This is a genomic window from Streptomyces sp. NPDC059875, from assembly GCF_042731085.1.
In the GTDB taxonomy this organism is placed as follows: Bacteria; Actinomycetota; Actinomycetes; order Streptomycetales; family Streptomycetaceae; genus Streptomyces.
On the sequence record NZ_JBHWJZ010000003.1, the window covers coordinates 92,164 to 111,883 of the forward strand.

The 19,720-nt window shown below is 70.8% G+C and carries 22 protein-coding genes; 9 read left to right on the forward strand and 13 right to left on the reverse strand.

Annotated features, from left to right (window positions below; translation table 11 throughout):
* Window positions 1-59: 59 nt before the first annotated feature.
* A complete protein-coding gene (locus ACFV9D_RS04430) occupies window positions 60-794 on the reverse strand; it encodes a lysophospholipid acyltransferase family protein (RefSeq protein ID WP_385140722.1) in 735 nt (244 codons plus the stop codon).
* Window positions 795-879: 85 nt separating this feature from the next.
* Between ACFV9D_RS04430 and ACFV9D_RS04435 the strand changes: the two genes are divergently transcribed.
* Window positions 880-1,905 (forward strand): DUF3048 domain-containing protein, encoded by a 1,026-nt coding sequence (locus tag ACFV9D_RS04435; protein ID WP_385140725.1) that lies wholly within the window; start codon window positions 880-882, stop codon window positions 1,903-1,905.
* Window positions 1,906-1,969: 64 nt separating this feature from the next.
* Complete coding sequence (locus tag ACFV9D_RS04440) at window positions 1,970-2,320, forward strand: PRC-barrel domain containing protein (protein WP_385140728.1); 351 nt, start codon at window positions 1,970-1,972, stop codon at window positions 2,318-2,320.
* 10 nt (window positions 2,321-2,330) lie between these two features.
* Here ACFV9D_RS04440 and ACFV9D_RS04445 read toward each other — a convergent pair whose 3' ends face one another.
* From ACFV9D_RS04445 to ACFV9D_RS04465, 5 genes are all read right to left on the reverse strand, one after another.
* Window positions 2,331-2,540 (reverse strand): hypothetical protein, encoded by a 210-nt coding sequence (locus ACFV9D_RS04445; RefSeq protein ID WP_385141559.1) that lies wholly within the window; start codon window positions 2,538-2,540, stop codon window positions 2,331-2,333.
* Between the two features lie 114 nt (window positions 2,541-2,654).
* Entirely contained in the window at window positions 2,655-3,605 is a 951-nt protein-coding gene (locus tag ACFV9D_RS04450) for a cytochrome c oxidase assembly protein (protein WP_385140731.1), read from the reverse strand.
* Between the two features lie 104 nt (window positions 3,606-3,709).
* Complete coding sequence (locus tag ACFV9D_RS04455) at window positions 3,710-4,735, reverse strand: 6-phosphofructokinase (protein ID WP_385140733.1); 1,026 nt, start codon at window positions 4,733-4,735, stop codon at window positions 3,710-3,712.
* Window positions 4,736-4,911: 176 nt separating this feature from the next.
* A complete protein-coding gene (locus ACFV9D_RS04460; protein WP_385140736.1) occupies window positions 4,912-5,640 on the reverse strand; it encodes a type 1 glutamine amidotransferase in 729 nt (242 codons plus the stop codon).
* Between the two features lie 20 nt (window positions 5,641-5,660).
* The gene (locus tag ACFV9D_RS04465) at window positions 5,661-6,908 is read right to left on the reverse strand and encodes a MurT ligase domain-containing protein (RefSeq protein ID WP_385140739.1); all 1,248 of its coding nucleotides are present in this window, start codon (window positions 6,906-6,908) and stop codon (window positions 5,661-5,663) included.
* 126 nt (window positions 6,909-7,034) lie between these two features.
* Here ACFV9D_RS04465 and def point away from each other — a divergent pair, with 126 nt between their 5' ends.
* Window positions 7,035-7,595 carry a peptide deformylase gene (gene def / locus ACFV9D_RS04470; RefSeq protein ID WP_385140741.1) on the forward strand — a complete coding sequence of 187 codons (561 nt, stop codon included), beginning with the start codon at window positions 7,035-7,037 and terminating at the stop codon, window positions 7,593-7,595.
* A 141-nt stretch (window positions 7,596-7,736) separates the two neighbouring features.
* Here the strand turns inward: def and ACFV9D_RS04475 are convergent, their stop codons facing one another.
* On the reverse strand, window positions 7,737-8,384 hold the full coding sequence (locus ACFV9D_RS04475) for a TetR family transcriptional regulator (RefSeq protein ID WP_385140743.1): 648 nt from the start codon (window positions 8,382-8,384) through the stop codon (window positions 7,737-7,739).
* Between the two features lie 163 nt (window positions 8,385-8,547).
* On the opposite strand from ACFV9D_RS04475, the gene ACFV9D_RS04480 reads away from it, so the two are divergent.
* Window positions 8,548-9,777 carry an acyl-CoA dehydrogenase family protein gene (locus tag ACFV9D_RS04480; protein WP_385140746.1) on the forward strand — a complete coding sequence of 410 codons (1,230 nt, stop codon included), beginning with the start codon at window positions 8,548-8,550 and terminating at the stop codon, window positions 9,775-9,777.
* 120 nt (window positions 9,778-9,897) lie between these two features.
* Window positions 9,898-10,257: a hypothetical protein gene (locus ACFV9D_RS04485; RefSeq protein WP_385140748.1), complete on the forward strand. Its 360-nt coding sequence runs from the start codon at window positions 9,898-9,900 to the stop codon at window positions 10,255-10,257.
* Window positions 10,258-10,374: 117 nt separating this feature from the next.
* On the opposite strand, the gene ACFV9D_RS04490 is transcribed toward ACFV9D_RS04485, so the two are convergent.
* The gene (locus tag ACFV9D_RS04490) at window positions 10,375-10,758 is read right to left on the reverse strand and encodes a DUF4232 domain-containing protein (protein WP_385140751.1); all 384 of its coding nucleotides are present in this window, start codon (window positions 10,756-10,758) and stop codon (window positions 10,375-10,377) included.
* Between ACFV9D_RS04490 and ACFV9D_RS04495 the strand changes: the two genes are divergently transcribed.
* Window positions 10,748-11,041 carry a hypothetical protein gene (locus ACFV9D_RS04495; RefSeq protein ID WP_385140754.1) on the forward strand — a complete coding sequence of 98 codons (294 nt, stop codon included), beginning with the start codon at window positions 10,748-10,750 and terminating at the stop codon, window positions 11,039-11,041. The genes ACFV9D_RS04490 and ACFV9D_RS04495 overlap by 11 nt on opposite strands.
* 273 nt (window positions 11,042-11,314) lie before the next feature.
* Window positions 11,315-12,688, forward strand: coding sequence for a cytochrome P450 (locus ACFV9D_RS04500; protein ID WP_385140756.1), 1,374 nt, complete (start codon window positions 11,315-11,317; stop codon window positions 12,686-12,688).
* A 114-nt stretch (window positions 12,689-12,802) separates the two neighbouring features.
* Here ACFV9D_RS04500 and ACFV9D_RS04505 read toward each other — a convergent pair whose 3' ends face one another.
* Both ACFV9D_RS04505 and ACFV9D_RS04510 read right to left on the reverse strand, forming a co-directional pair.
* Window positions 12,803-13,591, reverse strand: a complete 789-nt coding sequence (locus ACFV9D_RS04505; protein ID WP_385140758.1) for a putative protein N(5)-glutamine methyltransferase — start codon at window positions 13,589-13,591, stop codon at window positions 12,803-12,805.
* Window positions 13,592-13,783: 192 nt separating this feature from the next.
* Window positions 13,784-14,269 (reverse strand): glutathione peroxidase, encoded by a 486-nt coding sequence (locus ACFV9D_RS04510; protein WP_385140761.1) that lies wholly within the window; start codon window positions 14,267-14,269, stop codon window positions 13,784-13,786.
* A 37-nt stretch (window positions 14,270-14,306) separates the two neighbouring features.
* On the opposite strand from ACFV9D_RS04510, the gene ACFV9D_RS04515 reads away from it, so the two are divergent.
* Window positions 14,307-14,519, forward strand: a complete 213-nt coding sequence (locus tag ACFV9D_RS04515) for a DUF6011 domain-containing protein (RefSeq protein ID WP_385140764.1) — start codon at window positions 14,307-14,309, stop codon at window positions 14,517-14,519.
* Here the strand turns inward: ACFV9D_RS04515 and ACFV9D_RS04520 are convergent.
* Both ACFV9D_RS04520 and ACFV9D_RS04525 read right to left on the reverse strand, forming a co-directional pair.
* Window positions 14,516-15,379 carry an acyl-CoA thioesterase gene (locus tag ACFV9D_RS04520; protein WP_385140766.1) on the reverse strand — a complete coding sequence of 288 codons (864 nt, stop codon included), beginning with the start codon at window positions 15,377-15,379 and terminating at the stop codon, window positions 14,516-14,518. The genes ACFV9D_RS04515 and ACFV9D_RS04520 overlap by 4 nt on opposite strands.
* Before the next feature lie 13 nt (window positions 15,380-15,392).
* Window positions 15,393-17,966 carry a DEAD/DEAH box helicase gene (locus tag ACFV9D_RS04525; RefSeq protein WP_385140769.1) on the reverse strand — a complete coding sequence of 858 codons (2,574 nt, stop codon included), beginning with the start codon at window positions 17,964-17,966 and terminating at the stop codon, window positions 15,393-15,395.
* Between the two features lie 71 nt (window positions 17,967-18,037).
* Here ACFV9D_RS04525 and ACFV9D_RS04530 point away from each other — a divergent pair, with 71 nt between their 5' ends.
* Entirely contained in the window at window positions 18,038-18,829 is a 792-nt protein-coding gene (locus ACFV9D_RS04530) for a metal-dependent hydrolase (RefSeq protein WP_385140772.1), read from the forward strand.
* A gap of 91 nt (window positions 18,830-18,920) precedes the next feature.
* Here ACFV9D_RS04530 and ACFV9D_RS04535 read toward each other — a convergent pair whose 3' ends face one another.
* The gene (locus tag ACFV9D_RS04535) at window positions 18,921-19,670 is read right to left on the reverse strand and encodes a TetR/AcrR family transcriptional regulator (protein ID WP_385140775.1); all 750 of its coding nucleotides are present in this window, start codon (window positions 19,668-19,670) and stop codon (window positions 18,921-18,923) included.
* Window positions 19,671-19,720: the final 50 nt, after the last annotated feature.

A 19,720-nucleotide genomic window follows, 5' to 3' on the forward strand; every position in this document is an offset into this window, starting at 1 on the left:
TGACGCTACGGCGGCCGCAGTCGCCGCCCCAGGGCCTTTCGCCGTGCGCGGATCCGCCGTCAGCGTCCTCGGCGCGGGAACTTTCGCGGAGCCCTGGCGTTCGCCGCCTTCGCCCGCTCCTCCTCCGCCGCCTTCACCTTGGCCGCGTAGTCGTCGACGTACTCCTGCCCGGACAGCGCCAGGATCTCGTACATGATCTCGTCCGTCACCGCACGGACCGCGGCCTTCTGGCCCTCCATGCCGGCGTACCGCGAGAAGTCCAGGGGCGCGCCGAACCGGATGGTGACCCGCCTGACCCTGGGCACGACCTGGCCGGGCGGCTGGATCTCGAAGGTCCCCACCATCGCGCACGGGATCACGGGCACCCCGGCCGTGATCGCCATGACCGCGACGCCGACCTTGCCCTTGTAGAGCCGCCCGTCGTGCGAACGGGTGCCCTCGGGATAGATCCCGAGCAGCTCGCCCTTGGCCAGCACCCCGAGCCCTTCGCGGATCGCCGCCTGCCCGGCCTCCTTGCCGGAGCGGTCGACCGGGATCTGCCCGGCGCTGCGGAAGAACGCCGCGGTCAGCCGGCCCTTGAGCCCCGGCCCGGTGAAGTACTCCTGCTTGGCGAGAAACGTGATCCGCCGCTTCAGCACGACGGGCATCAGGAAGTGGTCGGAGAACGACAGGTGATTTCCGGCGACGATCGCCGCGCCCTCCTCCGGGATGTGTTCGAGGCCCTCGATACGAGGCCGGAAGAGCAGCCTCAGCAACGGCCCGAGCAGAACGTACTTCAGCACCTGGTAGAACACCGGCGGCCCCCGTCTCGGTAGAGCGTTGGTTATTTGTAACCACTCGGGCGACCCTGGTCCACACTGGAGACGGAGAGTGGACCTGATGGCTGCCGCACGCCGACGCACATCGCGACGAATACGGCCCGGCGCAGCCGTCACCGTGCTTCTGTGCGCGGTGATGACCGCCGGGCTCTACGGATGCGCCGACTCCGACACCCCCGAGCCGACCCCGACCCCCACCCCGACGCCCGCGCCGACCACCCCAGCCCCCTCTCAGGAGCAGCGGTCGCCCTTCACCGGACTGCCGGCCCGCCCCGCCCCCGTTCTCGCCGTGAAGATCGACAATGTGCCGCCGGCCCGCCCGCACACCGGACTCGGCGCGGCCGACCTGGTCTACGTCGAGCAGGTGGAGGGCGGCCAGACCCGGCTGCTCGCCGTCTACTCCACCGAGCTCCCCGAACGGATCGGACCCGTACGGAGCGCCCGCGAGTCCGACATCGAGCTGCTGCGCCAGTTCGGCCGGCCCGCGCTCGCCTACTCCGGCTCGTCGTCCGCCCTGAAACCGCTGCTGAAGGACGCCCCGCTGTACGCGCTGCCGCCCGAGGACGCCCCCGGCGCCTATCTGCGCGACCGCGGCCGGCCCGCTCCCCACAACCTGTACCTGCTGCCCGGGCGGGCGCTCGCCGCCGCGCCGAAGGCCGAGGACGCCAAGGACATCGGCTTCCGGTTCGGACCCGCCCCCGCGGGCGGCGAGCCGGTCAACGAGCGCACGGTGCGCTTCCCGGCCTCCCGCTACACCTTCACCTGGTCCGCGGCGGAGAAGGGCTGGCGGGTGGCGATGGACGGGCGGGCGGCGGTCAGCACCGACTCCGGCCCCCTGAAGGCGGCGACCGTCGTCGTGCAGTACGTGAACATCCGCTCCTCGCGGTTCCACGACGTCCTGGGCAGCGTCTCCCCGTACACCGAGACGGTCGGCAGCGGCACCGCCCTCGTCCTGCGCGACGGCCGGGCCCACGAGGCCCGCTGGAGCCGGCCGGCCGCCGAGGACGGCACCGCCTTCACGACCCCGTCCGGCGCACCCCTGAACTTCGCACCCGGTCGGACCTGGGTCGTTCTCGCCCCGCGATGACATCCCGCGGATAGCACCGGCCGTACCGGGTAATCGCTCCTCACGACCAGGGAGGAGGCACGCCATGGGAGCCGACCTGTGGGGATACCCCGAGACGTCGGGCCATGTGCCCGGAACGCGGCTCATCGGATACGGCGTCGAGGCCACCGACGGCTCGATCGGCAAGATCGACAAACACACGGAGGACGTCGGACGGTCCTATCTCGTCGTGGACACCGGACCGTGGATCCTGGGCCGCCGCGTGCTGCTGCCCGCGGGCCTGGTCTCCCGTGTCGACATGGAGAACGAGACCGTCCATGTGTCCTGCACGAAGGACCAGGTCAAGGACTCACCGGACTTCGAGAGCGGGCAGCACGAGGACGACGGCGACTTCATCAAGCTCGTCGAGTACTACTACAGCAACCGGCACATGTGAGCCCGCGAGCTCAGGGCTGGGGGCCGGGCCTGCCCGGCCTGCGCCGACGTGCCCCGGCGGGCGCGGAGCTGTCCGCGGCCGCCATGCCGATCGTGACGACGCCGAGCACCACCCAGCCGAACCAGAGCCAGCCGCTGCTGCCGAGCGCCACCGTGTACGCCGTCGTCAGCACCAGCGCCGCCACGGTGATCACGCACATCGCCTTCGTGGGACCGGACATCTGTCCGCCCTCCTCCCGACGGGGCCGCCACGTTCATCGTGACCCCTGAGACGGGCGAAGCGCTACTCCCGCGTCACTTCCGCGTCCCGGCGCCCACTTCCCGCGGGCCCCGGCCTACTGCCCGCGCGTCTGGAGCGAGGCGAGATACGCGTTGTACGCCTCCAGCTCCTTGTCCCCGTCGCGGTCGGCGGCCCGGTCCTTGCGGACGGCCTGCCGCTGCTCGGAGTGGTACCACTGGTATACCAGCGCGATCAGCACCAGCACGGAGGGGATCTCGCTGAACGCCCAGGCGATGCCGCCCGCCGCGTTCTGGTCGGTGAGCGCGTCGATCCCCAGCGAGGCCGGCGGGTTCTCGTACGCCTTGATCATCGGCTCGGTCGCCATCATCAACGCGATGCCGAAGAAGGCGTGGAACGGCATGCCGGCGAAGAGCTCCAGCATCCGCATCACGTATCCCGGGCGGTGCGGGCCGGGGTCGACGCCCATGATCGGCCAGAAGAAGACCAGACCGACGGCGAGGAAGTGCACCATCATCGCGATGTGCCCGATCTTCGAGCCCATGAGGGTGTCGAAGAGCGGGGTGAAGTAGAAGCCGTACAGGCTCGCGATGAAGAGCGGGATCGTGAATGCGGGATGCGTGACGATCCGCATGTAGCGGCTGTGCAGCAGCATCAGGAGCAGCTCGCGCGGACCCTTGTCGCCCCGGGGCGCGACCGGCAGTGCCCGCAGCGCCAGCGTCACCGGAGCACCGAGCAGGAGCAGGATCGGCGAGAGCATCGAGATGACCATGTGCTGCACCATGTGCACGCTGAACATGACCATGCCGTAGTCGTTCAGCTTGGTGCACATCATCAGCGCGATCGTCAGCACGCCCACGGCGAAGAAGACCGTCCGGCTGACCGGCCAGGAGTCACCGCGCCCGCGCAGCCGCGCCACACCCCACCCGTACAGCGCGAGGCCCACGACGCAGCCGATGAGGAAGAACGGGTCCGGCGAGAACTCCAGTCCGCGTCCCAGCGTGAACGGCGGCAGATCCATGGTCGTGCCGTGCCCGCTGTGATCCATCTGTGTACTCCTGGAGCCCGATTCGCGCTTGTTGTCCGCACCAGACTAGAACCGCCCCCGTTCGCGGCTGCGACCGGGGGCGGTTCGTGGTGTCGGTACGGCGGTCAGAGCACGCACTCGGCCTCGGCGTAGCGCTCGGCCGGGACCGTCTTGAGGGTCTCCACGGCCTGGGCCAGCGGGACCATCGTGATCTCTGTGCCGCGCAGCGCGGTCAGCATCCCGAACTCGCCGCGGTGCGCCGCCTCCACCGCGTGCCAGCCGAAGCGGGTCGCGAGGACACGGTCGTACGCGGTCGGGGTGCCGCCGCGCTGGACGTGACCGAGTATCACCGGCCGGGCCTCCTTGCCGAGGCGCCGCTCCAGCTCCACCGAGAGCTGGTTGGCGACCCCGGTGAAGCGCTCGTGGCCGTACTGGTCCTTGGCGCCGACCTCGAAGCTCATCGAGCCCTCGCGCGGCTTGGCGCCCTCGGCGACCACCACGATCGCGAAGCGCTTGCCGGCCTCGAAGCGCTCGCCGACCCGGGCGGTCAGCTCGTCGATGTCGAAGGGGCGCTCGGGCACGACGATCGCGTGCGCGCCGGCGGCCATGCCGGAGTGCAGGGCGATCCAGCCGGTGTGCCGGCCCATGACCTCGACGATGAGCACGCGCTGGTGCGACTCGGCAGTGGTCTTCAGCCGGTCCAGGGCCTCGGTCGCCACGCCGACGGCGGTGTCGAACCCGAAGGTGACGTCGGTCGAGGCGATGTCGTTGTCGATCGTCTTCGGCACGCCGACGATCGGCAGCCCGGCCTGGGAGAGCAGGTTGGCGGCCTTCAGCGTGCCCTCGCCGCCGATCGGGATGATCGCGTCGAGGCCGAGCTCGGCGACATGGCCCCGGGCGCGCTCGACGCCGTCGACCAGATGCGCGGGCTGGACCCGCGAGGAGCCGAGGATGGTGCCGCCGCGGGCCAGGATGCCGGCGACCGCGTCAAGGTCGAGCTTGCGGTAGTCGCACTCCAGGAGGCCCTTCCAGCCGTCGTGGAAGCCGATGACCTCGTCGCCGTGGTCGACGACGGCGCGGTGCACGACGGAACGGATGACGGCGTTCAGACCGGGGCAGTCGCCTCCGGAGGTGAGCACACCAATGCGCATAGCCCAAATACCTTTGCAACGTGGGCCGACTCCCGGACCACGTCGTCCGGTTGGATCCCCGCCACCCTATCGGTGCCGGGTGGCGGGGCCGAACCGGATGTCCGCAGATTGGACACCGTATTTACTTACGAATCCAATGGGCGTAGGGGTGCTCAGACGTGCAGCTCGCCGGACGGTCAGGCGGGCTGGGTCGCCGCCGCGATGCGCTCGGCGCGCAGCGCCTCGTACCACCGGTCGTCGGTCGGCGGCAGCGCGTTCACGTCGAGGGCCAGCTTCAGGAGCAGGTCCGCGATCTGCGGGTTGCGGGCCATGACCGGGCCGTGCATGTACGTACCGAAGACGGTGTCGTTGTACGCGCCCTCGGTGCCGTCGCCGGTGCCGTTGCCCCTGCCCAGGATCGTGCGGGCGAACGGACGGGCCGTCGGGCCGAGATGGGTGATGCCCTGGTGGTTCTCGAACCCGGTGAGCTGGGGCAGGCCGAGCCGCGGGTCGATGTCCGCGAGGACGTCGCCGACGCAGCGCTCGCCCTCGCCACGGGTGGAGATCACGTCGATCAGGCCGAGGCCCGGCTCGCGCTCGCCGAGGTCGTTGATGAACTCGTGGCCCAGGATCTGGTACCCGGCGCAGACCGAGAAGATGATCGCGCCGTTGGACGCGGCGCGCTCGAGGCCGCCGTCGCGGCGCAGCCGCTCGGCCGCGAGCCGCTGCGGCCGGTCCTCGCCGCCGCCGATCAGATAGATGTCGCCGGAGGTCGGCACCGGCTGGTCGCTGCGGACGTCGACGCGCTGGACGTCCAGACCGCGCTGGCGGGCGCGGCGCTCGACGACGAGGGCGTTGCCCTGGTCGCCGTACGTGCTGAGCAGGTCCGGGTAGACCCAGACCAGGCGCAGGCTGCTCTCACTCATGCTGCAAAGTCCTCTACGGGTCAGTTGCCGACGCGGCGGCGGACGTCCTGGAAGGCGGTGTAGTTGGCGATCAGTTCGATCTGCCCGGGCGGGGCCATCTGGACCGCCTCGTCGATCGTCTCGCACACGCGGAAGTCCACGCCCGCGACCTCGAGCCGGACCGCCAGGTCCAGCTTGCGGTCGCCGATCACCATGATCGGGTGGCCGGCGAGGCGTCCGTAGTCCACGTCCCACAGCCAGGAGGTGTCCGTGCCGTCGGCGCCGCGCGCGTTGACCGAGAGGATCACCGGGGCCGGCGGCTGGTCGATGAGGGAAAACGTTTCGAGCCAGCCCGCCGGGTTCTTCGCGAGCAGCAGGCGCAGCTCACGGCCCTGGAAGGAGACCACGTCGTAGCGGCCGGCCACGGCCTGCACCTGGTACATGCGCTCCAGGGCGACCTGCGGCGGCACGCCGAAGACGGCGGCGACGGCGGCGGAGGTCGCAGCGTTGGCCTTGTTCGCGCGGCCGGGCAGCTGGAGGTGGATCGGCCAGGCCGAACCGTGCGGGTCGAGCACGTGGTCGCCGTTGAGCGCCCAACTCGGAGCCGGGCGACGGAAACCGCACTCGCCGCAGAACCAGTCGTCGCCCGGACGCTGCATCACACCGCCGCAGGCGGGGCACGACCAGGCGTCGTCCTTCCACTCCTGGCCGACGGCGACCCACACGACGTTGGGGGAGGAGGAGGCGGCCCACACGATCAGCGGGTCGTCGGCGTTGGCGATGACCACGGCCTTGGTACCGCTCAGACCCTCGCGCCACTTCTCGGCGAGCATCCGGGTCTCGGCGGCGCGGTCGAGCTGGTCGCGGGAGAGGTTGAGCAGCGCGATCGCCTTGGGCGTGGTGTCCCGGGCGACTCCGGCGAGGTACTTCTCGTCGACCTCGATCACGCCGTACTTGGCGTCCGAGCCGCCGGCCAGCGCCGAGGTGATGCCCGCGGGCATGTTGGCACCCAGCGCGTTGGAGACGACCGGGCCGCTGGCCCGCAGCGCCTCGGCGATCAGCCGGGTCGTGGTGGTCTTGCCGTTGGTCGCGGACACCAGGACGACGTCCAGATGCTGCGCGAGCCGACCCAGGAGGTCCGGGTCGAGCTTCAGCGCCACCTTGCCGCCGATCACCGATCCACTGCCGCGTCCCGCTGCGCGCGACACCGCGGCCGCGGCCTTGCCCGCCGTCACGGCCAGCTTGGCGCGCGGCGACAGCGGCTCTGGATTACCGGGGTGTCCTGACATCGTTCTTGTTCCTCCTTGCGTCGGTCCGCGCTCAGCCTATCGAGATCCGGCCAGGGACCCGAACCGCGGCACCACCGGGACCCTCGCCGAAACGTCGAGGTCACAGCGGACCGTACCCTTACGCCCATGCGAAACCGGCCGATCCCCGGCAGTTCCGGCCACGTCCGAGCCATGACCCTGCTCGGCGATCCGGTGCTGCACGCCCCCTGTGAACCCGTCAGCGACTTCGGGCCCGAGCTCGCCCGGCTGGTCGAGGACATGTTCGCCACGATGTACGCCGCGAACGGCGTGGGCCTCGCGGCGAACCAGGTGGGGGTCGGGCTTCGGGTCTTCGTCTACGACTGCCCGGACGACGAGGAGGTGCGCCACCTGGGGCACCTGGTGAACCCGCGGCTCGTGGAGGCGGACGGGGACGTGATCCGGGGGCCGGAGGGCTGCCTGTCCCTGCCGGGCCTGGAGGCCCCGACGCCCCGCTTCGACCGCGCGGTGGTCGAGGGCGTCCGCCTGGACGGCACGCCGGCCCGCGTCGAGGGCACGGGCTTCTTCGCCCGCTGCCTCCAGCACGAGTGCGACCACCTGGAGGGCGGCGTCTACGCGGACCACGTGACCGGGTGGCGCAGGTCACGCCTGATACGAGCGATCAAGAAGGAGCCGTGGGGGGCCGGGGTGGACGCGCTGGAGGGCTGAGCGCTTCCCGCCCTCGGGGCGCCGGGGGCGTACGGCCCTGAACCGGCGCCGCGGTCGTGGGTTGTGCCCACCCGTTCCTCCCCCTAGGACTTCGTCCTGGGGGGACCCCCAGCGGAACGAATGCCCACAACGGAACGCTTCTCAGAACCCAGGCGCCCCGGCGCGGTCGCCCGCCTCCGCCAGCCGCCCCCACAGCAGGTCCGCCAGCGCCCGCACCAACTCGCTGCGCGAGCACGGCCGTTCGCCGAGCCACCAGTCGCCCGCCGCGTGCATCATGCCCACGATCCCGTGACCCCAGATCCGCGCCTGCGCCTCGCCGCCCGGGCCGAGGTCGATCCGTTCCGCGATGACCTGGCCGAGCTCCTCGCCCATCCGCCGCAGCACCGGCGCCGAGTGGCGGCCCACGTCGAAACCCTGCTCGGTCTGGTGCGTCTCCTCGGCCGGGTGCATCAGGAAGCGGTAGACCTGCGGCATCGCCTCGATCGAGGCGAGATAGGTGTCGAGCGTGGACTCGACCCGCCGGCGCCGGTCGGCCGGTGCGTCGAGCGCCGCCCGCAGCGCGGAGAGCAGGGCATCGGTGTGTCGGGTCGCGAGGGCCCGGTACAGACCGCCCTTGTCGCCGAAGTGCCGGTAGAGGATCGGCTTGGTGATCCCCGCCTCCGCGGCGATCGCGTTCATCGAGGCCTTGGGCCCGTCCCGGAGCACCACCCGGTCCGCCGCCTCCAACAGTTCGCGGCGCCGCTGATCGGCCGGCGACTGTTGGTCGGTGGTCCGGTGTGTGGTCTCCATAGCGTGTCTCCCCGCCCGTGCGAATTCCGTGAGGCTGTCGCAACGTAACACCCGACCGGCACTCGGTGCCGCGTCGCCGACGGCGCTCCATCGCAGGTTGACAGCGCCTACCGGCGAGTAACAGACTGCTGTTACCGCAAGTAACGCACTGCTGGGAGGGAACATGGCCGAGTTCACGCTCGAACTCAACGACGACCAGAAGCAGGTCCGTGACTGGCTGCACGGATTCGCCGAGGACGTGATGCGCCCCGCCGCCGCCGAGTGGGACGAGCGTGAGGAGACTCCCTGGCCGATCATCCAGGAAGCCGCCAAGATCGGCATCTACTCTCTCGATTTCTACGCCCAGCAGTTCTTCGACCCGACCGGTCTCGGCATCCCGATGGCGATGGAGGAGCTCTTCTGGGGCGACGCGGGCATCGCCCTCTCCATCGTCGGCACCGGTCTCGCCGCCGTCGGCGTCCTCGCCAACGGCACCGAGGAGCAGATCGGCACCTGGATCCCGCAGATGTACGGCGACGTCGACGACGTCAAGGTGGCCGCGTTCTGCTCCTCCGAGCCCGACGCCGGCTCCGACGTCGCCTCGATGCGTACCCGGGCGGTCTACGACGAGGCCAAGGACGAGTGGGTCCTCAACGGCACCAAGACCTGGGCGACCAACGGCGGCATCGCCAACGTCCACGTCGTCGTCGCGGTCGTCGACCCCGAGATCGGCTCCAAGGGGCACGCCTCCTTCATCGTGCCGCCGAACACCCCCGGCCTCTCCCAGGGTCAGAAGTTCCAGAAGCACGGCATCCGCGCCTCGCACACCGCCGAGGTCGTCCTGGAGAACGTCCGCGTTCCCGGCCACTGCCTCCTCGGCGGCAAGGAGAAGCTGGACGAGCGTCTCGCCCGGGCCCGCGAGAAGGCGAAGGCGGGCGGGGGAGAGCGCGTGAAGAACGCGGCCATGGCCACCTTCGAGGCCTCCCGCCCCGCCGTCGGCGCCATGGCCGTCGGCACCGCCCGCGCCGCGTACGAGGTCGCCCTCGACTACGCCAAGATCCGCGAGCAGTTCGGTCGTCCGATCATCGACAACCAGGGCATCGCCTTCCAGCTCGCGGACATGCGCACCCAGATCGACGCCGCCCGGCTCCTGGTCTGGCGCGCCTCCTGGATGGCGACCGCCGGCAAGCCGTTCACCTCGGCCGAGGGCTCGATGTCCAAGCTGTACGCGAGCGAGGTCGCCAAGAAGGTCACCGGCCAGGCCATCCAGATCCTCGGCGGCAACGGCTTCACCCGCGAGTACCCGGTGGAGCGCATGCACCGCGACGCGGCGATCTACACCATCTTCGAGGGCACCAGCGAGATCCAGCGCCTGGTCATCGCCCGCACGCTCTCCGGGATGCCGATCCGCTGACGGTCCCACCCCGATCGGTTTTGTGCGCCCACCAATCTCGAACGCGCGTTCGTGGTGGGCGGGTTCCGGCCTTATGATCTTGGCCGAAGCAGTCGAAACCGTTCATCCCTGGGGGGAAACATGAACCTGCGCAAGAAGGTCGCCACCACTGTCGGGGCCGCTGCCCTGGCCTTCGCCGGAGTGCTCGGATCCGCCGGTCAGTCGTTCGCCGCATCGAACGGCCAGCAGATCCACTTCCACGACACCAGCGGCGCCGTCTACTCCGTCCGCATTCAGGGGTTCAACCAGAACGGCGATGTGGCGTCGGGGTGCTTCGCCACCCCGGGCAGGGACACCTGGATCGGCGGCTGGTGGTGGAAGGGCGAGGTCACCGTCACGTTCTACAAGAACAACTCCTGCTCCTTCGCCACGTACTACGGGGAGACGAACGCGTGGGTGCCCACCTCGCAGAGCGGTGACTGGACGACCGTCTATTCCTGAGTCCGGGGCATCGAGCCCTGCGACAGCAATCACTCGGCTCGGCCTTGTGCGACGGACCGCCGGATTCTCCGGCGGTCCGTTTCGTCACGGGAGGCCCCGTGACGTCAGCATGCCGCGTCACAGGCTGAGGGCGTTCTCGGCATTGCTCACCCAGGCCGTGACCGAGTTCCGGGACGGCGAGACGTACAGGCCGGGGGTCGATGCCCTGAGCGGCACCTGCTCGAGGTCGGACGCGGTGTTCATGGTCATCGCGATCGAGCCGACGGTCCGGCCCGTTCCGTCGTTCGCGCCGCCCATGAGCCCCGCGTACGCCGACTCTCCGGGCTCGAGCCGGATGTCGGTGCCGGGGTGCGTCTCCGGACGCTCTGTCGCGGCGCCGTCCAGGTCGCCGAAGGTCACGATCGGATAGTCCAGCACCCTGCACGGCTTACCGCTCTTGTTGGTGATCTTGAGCAGGTAGCTGCTGGTGGTGCGCTCCGCGAGGTCCGCGGTGAACCTCACGTCGTACGTGCTGCACGGGAAGACCGCGAAGTCGGGGTCGGACGGGCCCCCGTCCGGCGAGCCCGACGGGGTCGACGGCTTCGACGGCTTCGAAGGCTTCGGCGGTGTCGAGGAGGGCGTGGCCGACGGAGCGGCCGGCGTGGACGGGGGCGAGGCCGACGGGCTCGCCGGCCGTGAGGGTGTCGCCCCGGGCGGGACTTCCTCGGGCCCGCAGGCCGTGAGAGTCAGGGCGAACAGAGCGGCGACGACGCCGACGGTTCTACGGGCGCCAGGACGGATGTGATGGGTCATCGGTTCTCCCCCGAGCCAGCAGCGCGAGTGCGCTGTTCAGGGCTCAAGCGTCTCGCCGAATCTTCACGATTCGGTGACTGCGGATTCCCGAATCCACCACGGAGTTCACACCACGCAGAACTCGTTGCCCTCCGGGTCCTGGAGCAGCGCCACTGGCAACGGGCCAACAGGCTTGATTCGGCCTGGTGTTCGCCCCCGGCTATCGGTGAGTCGAACGGTGGGGGAGAATCACCGGGCCGGTGACGATCAAGGGGGCAACGCACACATGGCAACCACCAGCGCGATACCGGGCCCGGCAGGGCTTCCGCTGCTCGGCTCGATGTTCGACCTCAAGAACGACTCGCTCGGCACCTTCCTGAACGCCCAGCGCGCACACGGGGACGTCGTCCGCATCACCGCCGGACCGCCCGGGGTGCGCGCGACCGTCTACGGGGTGTTCTCCGCCGAAGGCGCCCAGCAGGTCCTCGCCACGGAGTCCACCAACTTCCGCAAGGACAACGCCTTCTACCAGGAAGTGCGCGAGTCCTTCGGCAACGGACTGCTGACCAGCCAGGACGAGGACTACCTGCGCCAGCGCAGGCTCGTCCAGCCGCTCTTCACCCGCCGCCGCGTCGACAGCTACGCCGAGGCCGTCGCCGCCGAGGTGCAAGGCGTCACCGCGCACTGGCGCACCGCGACGGACTCCACCGTCGACGTCCTCGACGAGATGACCCGACTCGCCCTCCGCGCCGTCGCCCGCATCCTCTTCGGCACGGACGTCGAGGCGGCCGTGGAGATCGTCGAGCGCGCCTTCCCGGTCATGGGCGAATACGTCCTGCGCCGCGGCTTCTCGCCCCTCAACATCCCCCGCGACTGGCCCACCCCCGGCAACCGCCGAGCCGCCGCCGCGCACGAGGAGCTGTACGCCGTCTGCGACCGGATCATCGCCGAGCGACGGGCCGCCGGCCGGAACGCCGGCGACGGCGACGGGCAGGACCTGCTCTCCCTCCTCGCCGAGGCCGAGAGCGCCGAGGACGGCAGCTTCGACGCCTCCGAACTGCGCGAGCAGGTCCTCGTCTTCCTGCTCGCCGGACACGAGACGACCGCCACCTCCCTCGGCTTCGCCCTCCACCTGCTCGCCCTCCACCCGGAGCAGCGCAAGCGGGCCCACGAGGAGGTCGACCGCGTCCTGGCCGGCCGTACCCCCGGCGCCGCCGACCTCGACGCCCTGCCCTACCTCACCCAGGTACTCAAGGAGGCCATGCGGCTCTTCCCGGCCGCACCGGCCATCGGCCGCCGCTCGGTCGCCGCCACCGAGATCGGCGGCCACACCATCCCCGCCGGCGCCGATGTGATCGTCGCCCCCTGGGTCACCCACCGCCACCCCTCGTACTGGGAGGACCCGGAGCGCTTCGACCCCGAGCGCTTCACGCCCGAGGCGGAGGCGAGCCGCCCCCGCTACGCCTGGTTCCCCTTCGGAGGCGGCCCGCGCGCCTGCATCGGCCAGCACTTCTCGATGCTGGAGTCCGTGATCGCGCTGGCGATGATCCTTCAGGAGTACGACCTCGAGGCGATCGACACCGAGGTGCCGGTCAGCGCCGCGATCACCCTCCGGGTGACCGGCCCGGCGCGCTGCCGGGTCCGGCCCCGAACCACCTGACAACGGGCGGGCCGGTGTGCCGGGCCGCCCGGTCCCGGCCGCTTGGGTCCCGGCCGGAGCGACCGGGACCGACCCGGGCCGCGCCTGCCCGCCAGCCCGGCCGGCCCGCCCGCGTCAGCGCCGTGTCGCGACGACGACCGTCGCGTACAGCTCGTCCGATGTGACCAGCCGCGGCGTCAGGCCGTGCCCGGATACCGCCTCGACGGCCCGGCCGGCCTGACGCTCGCTCGTCTCGACCAGCAGCTGCCCGCCCGGCGCGAGCCAGTCGGCGGCCTCGGCCGCCACCCTGCGCAGCACGTCGAGGCCGTCCGAGCCACCGTCGAGCGCGATCAGCGGCTCGTGCTCGCGCGCCTCGGGCGGCAGCAGCCCGACCTCCTCGGTCGGTACGTACGGCACATTGGCGACCAGCACCTCGACCCGGCCGCGCAGCGCGGCCGGCAGCGGGGCGAAGAGGTCACCCTCGAAGACCCGGCCGCCGCGCGGCTCGACATTGCGCCGCGCGCAGCGCACGGCGGCGGGTTCGATGTCCGAGGCGTACACCTCGGCGCCCTCCACAGCCGAGAGCAGCACCGCCCCCGCAGCGCCTGAGCCGCAGCACAGATCGACGCAGACGGCGCCTGGCCGGGCCAGGCCCACGGCCTGCTCGACGAGGAACTCCGTCCGCCGCCGGGGCACGAACACCCCCGGGTCGACGGCGATCCTCAGCCCGGCGAAGGCCGCCCAGCCCACGACGTGCTCGATGGGCAGACCGGCCGCACGTCGCTCGACCATCGTGTCGAGTTCGCCGGGGCTGTGGGCGGTGGAGAAGAGAAGCTCCGCCTCGTCCTCGGCGAACACGCACCCTGCGGCGCGAAGTCGGGAGACGGTCGTGGAGCGGAGGGAGAAAGAGGGGTCGATCGACATGGAAACCTTCCGGGAAGCCGAGGGGCGCTCCCGTGGTCACCTCTGTCGGGCTGACCACACGGTCGTCGAGGGGGAGCACCCTGCCTGCATGGCGTTGATGGGTCCCACCTCCTCGGTCGTGCGCTGAACTGCAAGAACCGCACACACGTTACATGATCGACACCGTGTGGATCAGCCGGCAGAGCCGTCGGCTCAGGCGGACAGCTGCGCCTCGATCGCCGCGACGACCTCGGGGGCCTCGGGCTCGGTGCGGGGGCGGAAGCGGGTGATCTGCCCGTCCTTGCCGATCAGGAACTTCTCGAAGTTCCACTGGACGTCCCCGGACTCGCCCTCGGCGTCGGCGACCTTCGTCAGCTCCGTGTAGAGCGGGTGACGGGCCTCGCCGTTCACATCCGTCTTCTCCAGGAGCGGGAACGTCACGCCGTACGTCGCCGAGCAGAAGGTCTGGATCTCGTCCGCGTTGCCCGGCTCCTGGCCCAGGAACTGGTTGCAGGGCACACCGAGCACGGTGAAGCCCTTCTCCCCGTACTCCTTCTGCAGCCGCTCCAGACCCGCGTACTGCGGCGTCAGACCGCACTTGGAGGCCACGTTGACGACCAGGACGGCCTGGTCGCGGTAGTCGGCCAGCGAGATCGGGTCGCCCGACAGCGTGCGCAGGGGGATGTCGTACAGACTCATGGAGAGCTCCTCGTCGAGACTAGGGTGTGATCACACCATGAGTGATGAACCACTGACAATCGACATCGATTCCGCACCGGAGGCCACGCGCCGGCCCGTGCGGTGCCGGCTGTGCGGCCGGCCCCTGACCGGCGCGGAGTCCCGCCGCACCCGCCTCGGCCCCTCCTGCGACGCCAAGCTCCACCCGCCGGGCCCGGACATCCGCACCCGCCGCCACGAGGTCGACCAGGACACGCTCCCGGGAACCTAGAGCTTCCGGAACAGCCCCTCCTGGACCACGGAGACGAGCAGCCGGCCCTCGCGGTCGTAGATCCGGCCGCGGGCCAGACCCCGGCCGCCCGTCGCGATCGGGGACTCCTGGTCGTAGAGGAACCACTCGTCCGCCCGGAAGGGGCGGTGGAACCACATCGCGTGGTCCAGCGAGGCCATGTCGAAGCCCCGCGGACCCCACAGCGGCTCGATCGGGATCCGTACCGCGTCCAGGAGCGTCATGTCGGACGCGTACGTCAGCGCGCAGGTGTGCACCAGCGGATCGTCCCCGAGCGGGCCCACCGCCCGCATCCACACCGCGCTGCGCGGGTCCGCGCCCTTGACCTCGTCCTTCGTCCAGCGCAGCCGGTCCACGTAGCGGATGTCGAACGGCTGGCGCCGGGCCATGCGCTCCAGGGCCTCCGGCAGCACGCCCAGGTGGTCGCGGATCTCGTCCGCGAGCCTCGGCAGCGTCTCCGGGTCCGTCATGTGCCGCGGCGGCAGCTGGTGCTCGATGCCGGCCTCCTCCGGCAGGTGGAAGGAGGCGGTCAGATTGAAGATCGTCCGCCCCTGCTGGATCGCGGTGACCCGGCGGGTGGTGAACGACCGCCCGTCCCGCACCCGCTCCACCTGGTAGACGATCGGGACGCCCGGCCTGCCCGGCCGCAGGAAGTAGGAGTGCAGCGAGTGCACGGGCCGGTCGCCCTCCGTGGTGCGCCCGGCCGCCACCAGGGCCTGGCCGGCGACCTGCCCGCCGAAGACCCGTTGCAGCGACTCCTGCGGGCTCTGGCCACGGAAGATGTTGACCTCGATCTGCTCCAGATCGAGCAGGTCGACGAGTCTCTCGGCGGGGTTGGTCACCTCTGCGCTCCTTCTACAGCTGTCCGACGGACGTCACGCGGACGACCGCCCGGCCCTCCTCGTCGGAGGCCGCGAGATCCACCTCCGCGCTGATGCCCCAGTCATGGTCGCCGTTCGGGTCGGCGAAGGTCTGGCGGACGCGCCACAGCCCGTGCGCAGCGTCCTCCTCGATCGACAGGAGCTTCGGTCCGCGCGCGTCCGGACCCGTCCCCAGGTCCTCGTACTCGTCCCAGTACGCGTCCATCGCCTCGCCCCAGGCGTCCGCGTCCCAGCCGGACTCGGCGTCCAGCTCGCCCAGCGCGTCCACGTTGTCCAGGGCCGCCAGCTCCACCCGGCGGAACATCGCGTTGCGCACCAGGACCCGGAAGGCCCGGGCGTTCGCGGTGACCGGCTTGACCTGGTCGGCCTTCTCCTGCGCCTCCTCGGCCGTCTCGACCTCCGGGTTCGCCAGCTGCTCCCACTCGTCGAGCAGCGAGGAGTCCACCTGGCGCACCATCTCGCCCAGCCACTCGATCAGGTCCTCGAGGTCCTCGGTCTTCAGATCGTCCGGGATCGTGTGGTCCAGCGCCTTGTACGCGCTGGCGAGATAGCGGAGCACGATGCCCTCGGTCCGCGCCAACTCGTACCAGGAGGTGAACTCGGTGAAGGACAGCGCCCGTTCGTACATGTCACGGATGACGGACTTCGGCGAGACCGGGTGGTCGCCCACCCACGGGTGGGACTTCCGGTACACCTCGTACGCGTGCCAGAGCAGCTCCTCCAGCGGCTTCGGGTACGAGATCTCCTGGAGCCGCTCCATGCGCTCCTCGTACTCGACGCCGTCCGCCTTCATCTGCCCGACCGCCTCGCCGCGCGCCTTGTTCTGCATGGCGGCCAGGATCTGGCGCGGGTCGTCGAGGGTCGACTCGACGACCGACACCATGTCCAGGGCATAGGACGGGGACTCCGGGTCGAGCAGGTCGAACGCGGCGAGCGCGAACGTCGACAGCGGCTGGTTGAGCGCGAAGTCCTGCTGGAGGTCGACCGTGAGCCGGATCGTGCGGCCCTCGGCGTCCGGCTTGTCCAGCTGCTCCACCACACCGCCGTCGAGCAGCGAACGGTAGATCGCGATGGCCCGGCGGATGTGCCGCAGCTGCGCCTTGCGCGGCTCGTGGTTGTCCTCGAGGAGCTTGCGCATCGCCTCGAAGGCGTTGCCCGGGCGGGCGATCACCGAGAGCAGCATGATGTTGGTGACCTTGAAGCGCGAGGTCAGCGGCTCCGGCTCGGCGGCGATCAGCTTCTCGAAGGTGGTGTCGCTCCAGGCGACGAAACCCTCCGGAGCCTTCTTGCGGACGACCTTCCGGCGCTTCTTCGGGTCGTCGCCGGCCTTGGCGAGCGCCTTCTCGTTCTCGATGACGTGCTCGGGCGCCTGCGCGACCACGAAACCGGCGGTGTCGAAGCCCGCCCGGCCGGCCCGGCCCGCGATCTGGTGGAACTCCCGCGCGCGCAGCGTGCGCACCCGGTTGCCGTCGTACTTCGTCAGCGCCGTGAACAGCACCGTACGGATGGGGACGTTGACACCCACGCCGAGCGTGTCCGTCCCGCAGATCACCTTCAGCAGGCCCGCCTGCGCCAGCTTCTCGACCAACCGCCGGTACTTCGGCAGCATGCCCGCGTGGTGCACGCCGATGCCGTGGCGGACGAAACGCGAGAGGTTCTGCCCGAACTTGGTGGTGAAGCGGAAGTTGCCGATCAGCTCGGCGATCTTGTCCTTCTCCTCCCGCGTGCACATGTTGATGCTCATCAGCGACTGCGCCCGCTCGACGGCCTGCGCCTGCGTGAAGTGGACGATGTAGACCGGCGCCTGCTTGGTCTCCAGGAGCTCGGTCAGCGTGTCCGTGATCGGGGTGAGCCGGTACTCGTACGAGAGCGGCACCGGCCGGGTCGCCGAGCGGACCACCGAGGTCGGGCGGCCCGTGCGCCGGGTCAGGTCCTTCTCGAACATCGACACGTCGCCGAGCGTCGCCGACATGAGGACGAACTGCGCCTGCGGCAGTTCCAGGATCGGGATCTGCCAGGCCCAGCCGCGGTCCTGCTCCGCGTAGAAGTGGAACTCGTCCATCACGACCTGGCCGATGTCGGCGTGCTTGCCGTCCCGCAGCGCGATGGAGGCCAGCACCTCCGCCGTACAGCAGATGACGGGCGCGTCGGCGTTCACCGACGCGTCGCCGGTCAGCATGCCCACGTTCTCGGTGCCGAAGAGCTTGCACAGGTCGAAGAACTTCTCCGACACCAGCGCCTTGATCGGCGCGGTGTAGAACGTCACCTGGTCATTGGCGAGCGCGGTGAAGTGCGCGCCGGCCGCGACCAGCGACTTTCCCGAGCCGGTAGGGGTCGACAAGATCACGTTCGCACCGGAGACGACCTCGATCAGCGCCTCCTCCTGGGCCGGGTAGAGCGTGATGCCCCGGCCCTCCGCCCATGAGGAGAAAGCCTCGAAGAGGGCGTCGGGGTCGGCGTTCGGCGGCAGCTGATCGATAAGGGTCACGCCCCCATCTTGCCTGGATTCCGCCCGGATGAGGGAACCGGCCATCGGCGTGAAGATCACGGACGATACGCTGCCTTGTCGACCGGTCGTCAACTGAGCGCCGGCGCGGGAGGAATGGGGCGGGAACGACCATGATGGGACCGGCGCACTCGCTGTCCGGAGCGGCGGCCTGGCTGGGCGTCGGAGCGGCGGCCGCGGCCGCCGGTCACCCGATGCCCTGGCCGGTGGTCGTCGTCGGGGCGCTCATCTGCGCGGGCGCGGCGCTCGCCCCGGACCTGGACCACAAGTCCGCGACCATCTCGCGCGCCTTCGGCCCGGTCTCCAAGGGCCTGTGCGAGATCGTCGACAAGCTCTCGTACGCCGTCTACAAGTCCACCCGCTCCACCGCCGACCCCCGCCGGTCGGGCGGGCACCGCACGCTCACCCACACCTGGCTCTGGGCGGTCCTGATCGGCGCCGGAGCCTCGGTCCTGGCCATCACCGGCGGCCGCTGGGCCGTCCTCGCCATCCTCTTCGTCCACCTCGTCCTCGCGGTGGAAGGCCTGCTGTGGCGGGCCGCCCGGATGTCCAGCGACGTCCTGGTCTGGCTGCTCGGCGCCACCAGCGCCTGGATCCTCGCGGGCGTTCTCGACCAGCCGGGCAACGGCTCGGACTGGCTCTTCACCGGCCCCGGCCAGGAGTACCTCTGGCTCGGCCTGCCGATCGTCCTCGGCGCCCTCGTCCACGACATCGGCGACGCGCTGACCGTGTCCGGCTGCCCGATCCTCTGGCCCATCCCGGTGGGCCGCAAGCGGTGGTACCCGGTCGGCCCGCCGAAGGGGATGCGGTTCCGCGCGGGCAGCTGGGTGGAGCTGAAGGTGCTGATGCCGGCGTTCATGCTGCTCGGCGGCGTGGGCGGCGCCTCGGCGCTGGGATACCTCTAGCGGGTGCGGGGCGGGCGGGCCGGGCGGCTTGTCCCAGTCGCTCCGGGGGGCGCCCGCGTCGTCGCTCCGGGGGACGCCCGCGTCACCCCCTTCAGCCGGAGCGGGGGACGCCCAGCGTCGTCACGAGCCGGTTCAGCTCCTCCTGGAAGAGCTTGTCCGGGCTCGCCGTCTGGCGACCCAGATGCCCGTACACCTCCAGGGCCACCAGTCCGTGCAGGTGCCCCCAGACGCGGAGGGCCAGCGCGACACCGGCCGGCGGCAGCTCGGGGAAGGCCGGGCGCACCTTGTCGAGGAGGCCGGCGTCGAAGTCGGACCAGGTGAACGCGCTGTCCCGGTAGAGGGGTTCGGCGAACGGCCAGGCCGCTGCGGCGAGCCCGGCGAGGCCGGTGCACACGCGGCGGGCCGCGTCCGGGGCGGGGCCGCCTTCCGGGGCCTGGTAGCCGGGTACCGGGTCGCCGTAGACGAGCCGGAAGCCCTCGGGGTTGGTCAGGGCCCAGGCGCGGAAGGCGCGGGCCCAGGCCAGGATCCGGGCGGCCGGTTCCTCGGCGGGTGCGTTCGCCCAGGCCGCGTCCACGGCGTCGGCCAGCGCCGCGTACACATCGGCGACGAGGGTGGTGACCAGGTCGTCGCGCGTGGCGAAGTAGCCGTAGATCGCGTTGGCCGTCATGCCCATCTCGCGGGCGATGGCCCGCAGTGTGATGGCGTCCGGCCCGCCCGAGGCCATGAGCCGCAGCGCCGTGTCCTTGATCTCGGCCGTGGTCTCCACCCGCAGTCGCTCACGGCGCCCCCGGCCCGCCGGAGCCGCCGCCGTGTCCGTCCCGGTCCCTGATCTCCCTGTCACGCGGACACTCTACAGCGTCACTTCTCTTCACGGCGTACGGAAAATGCACG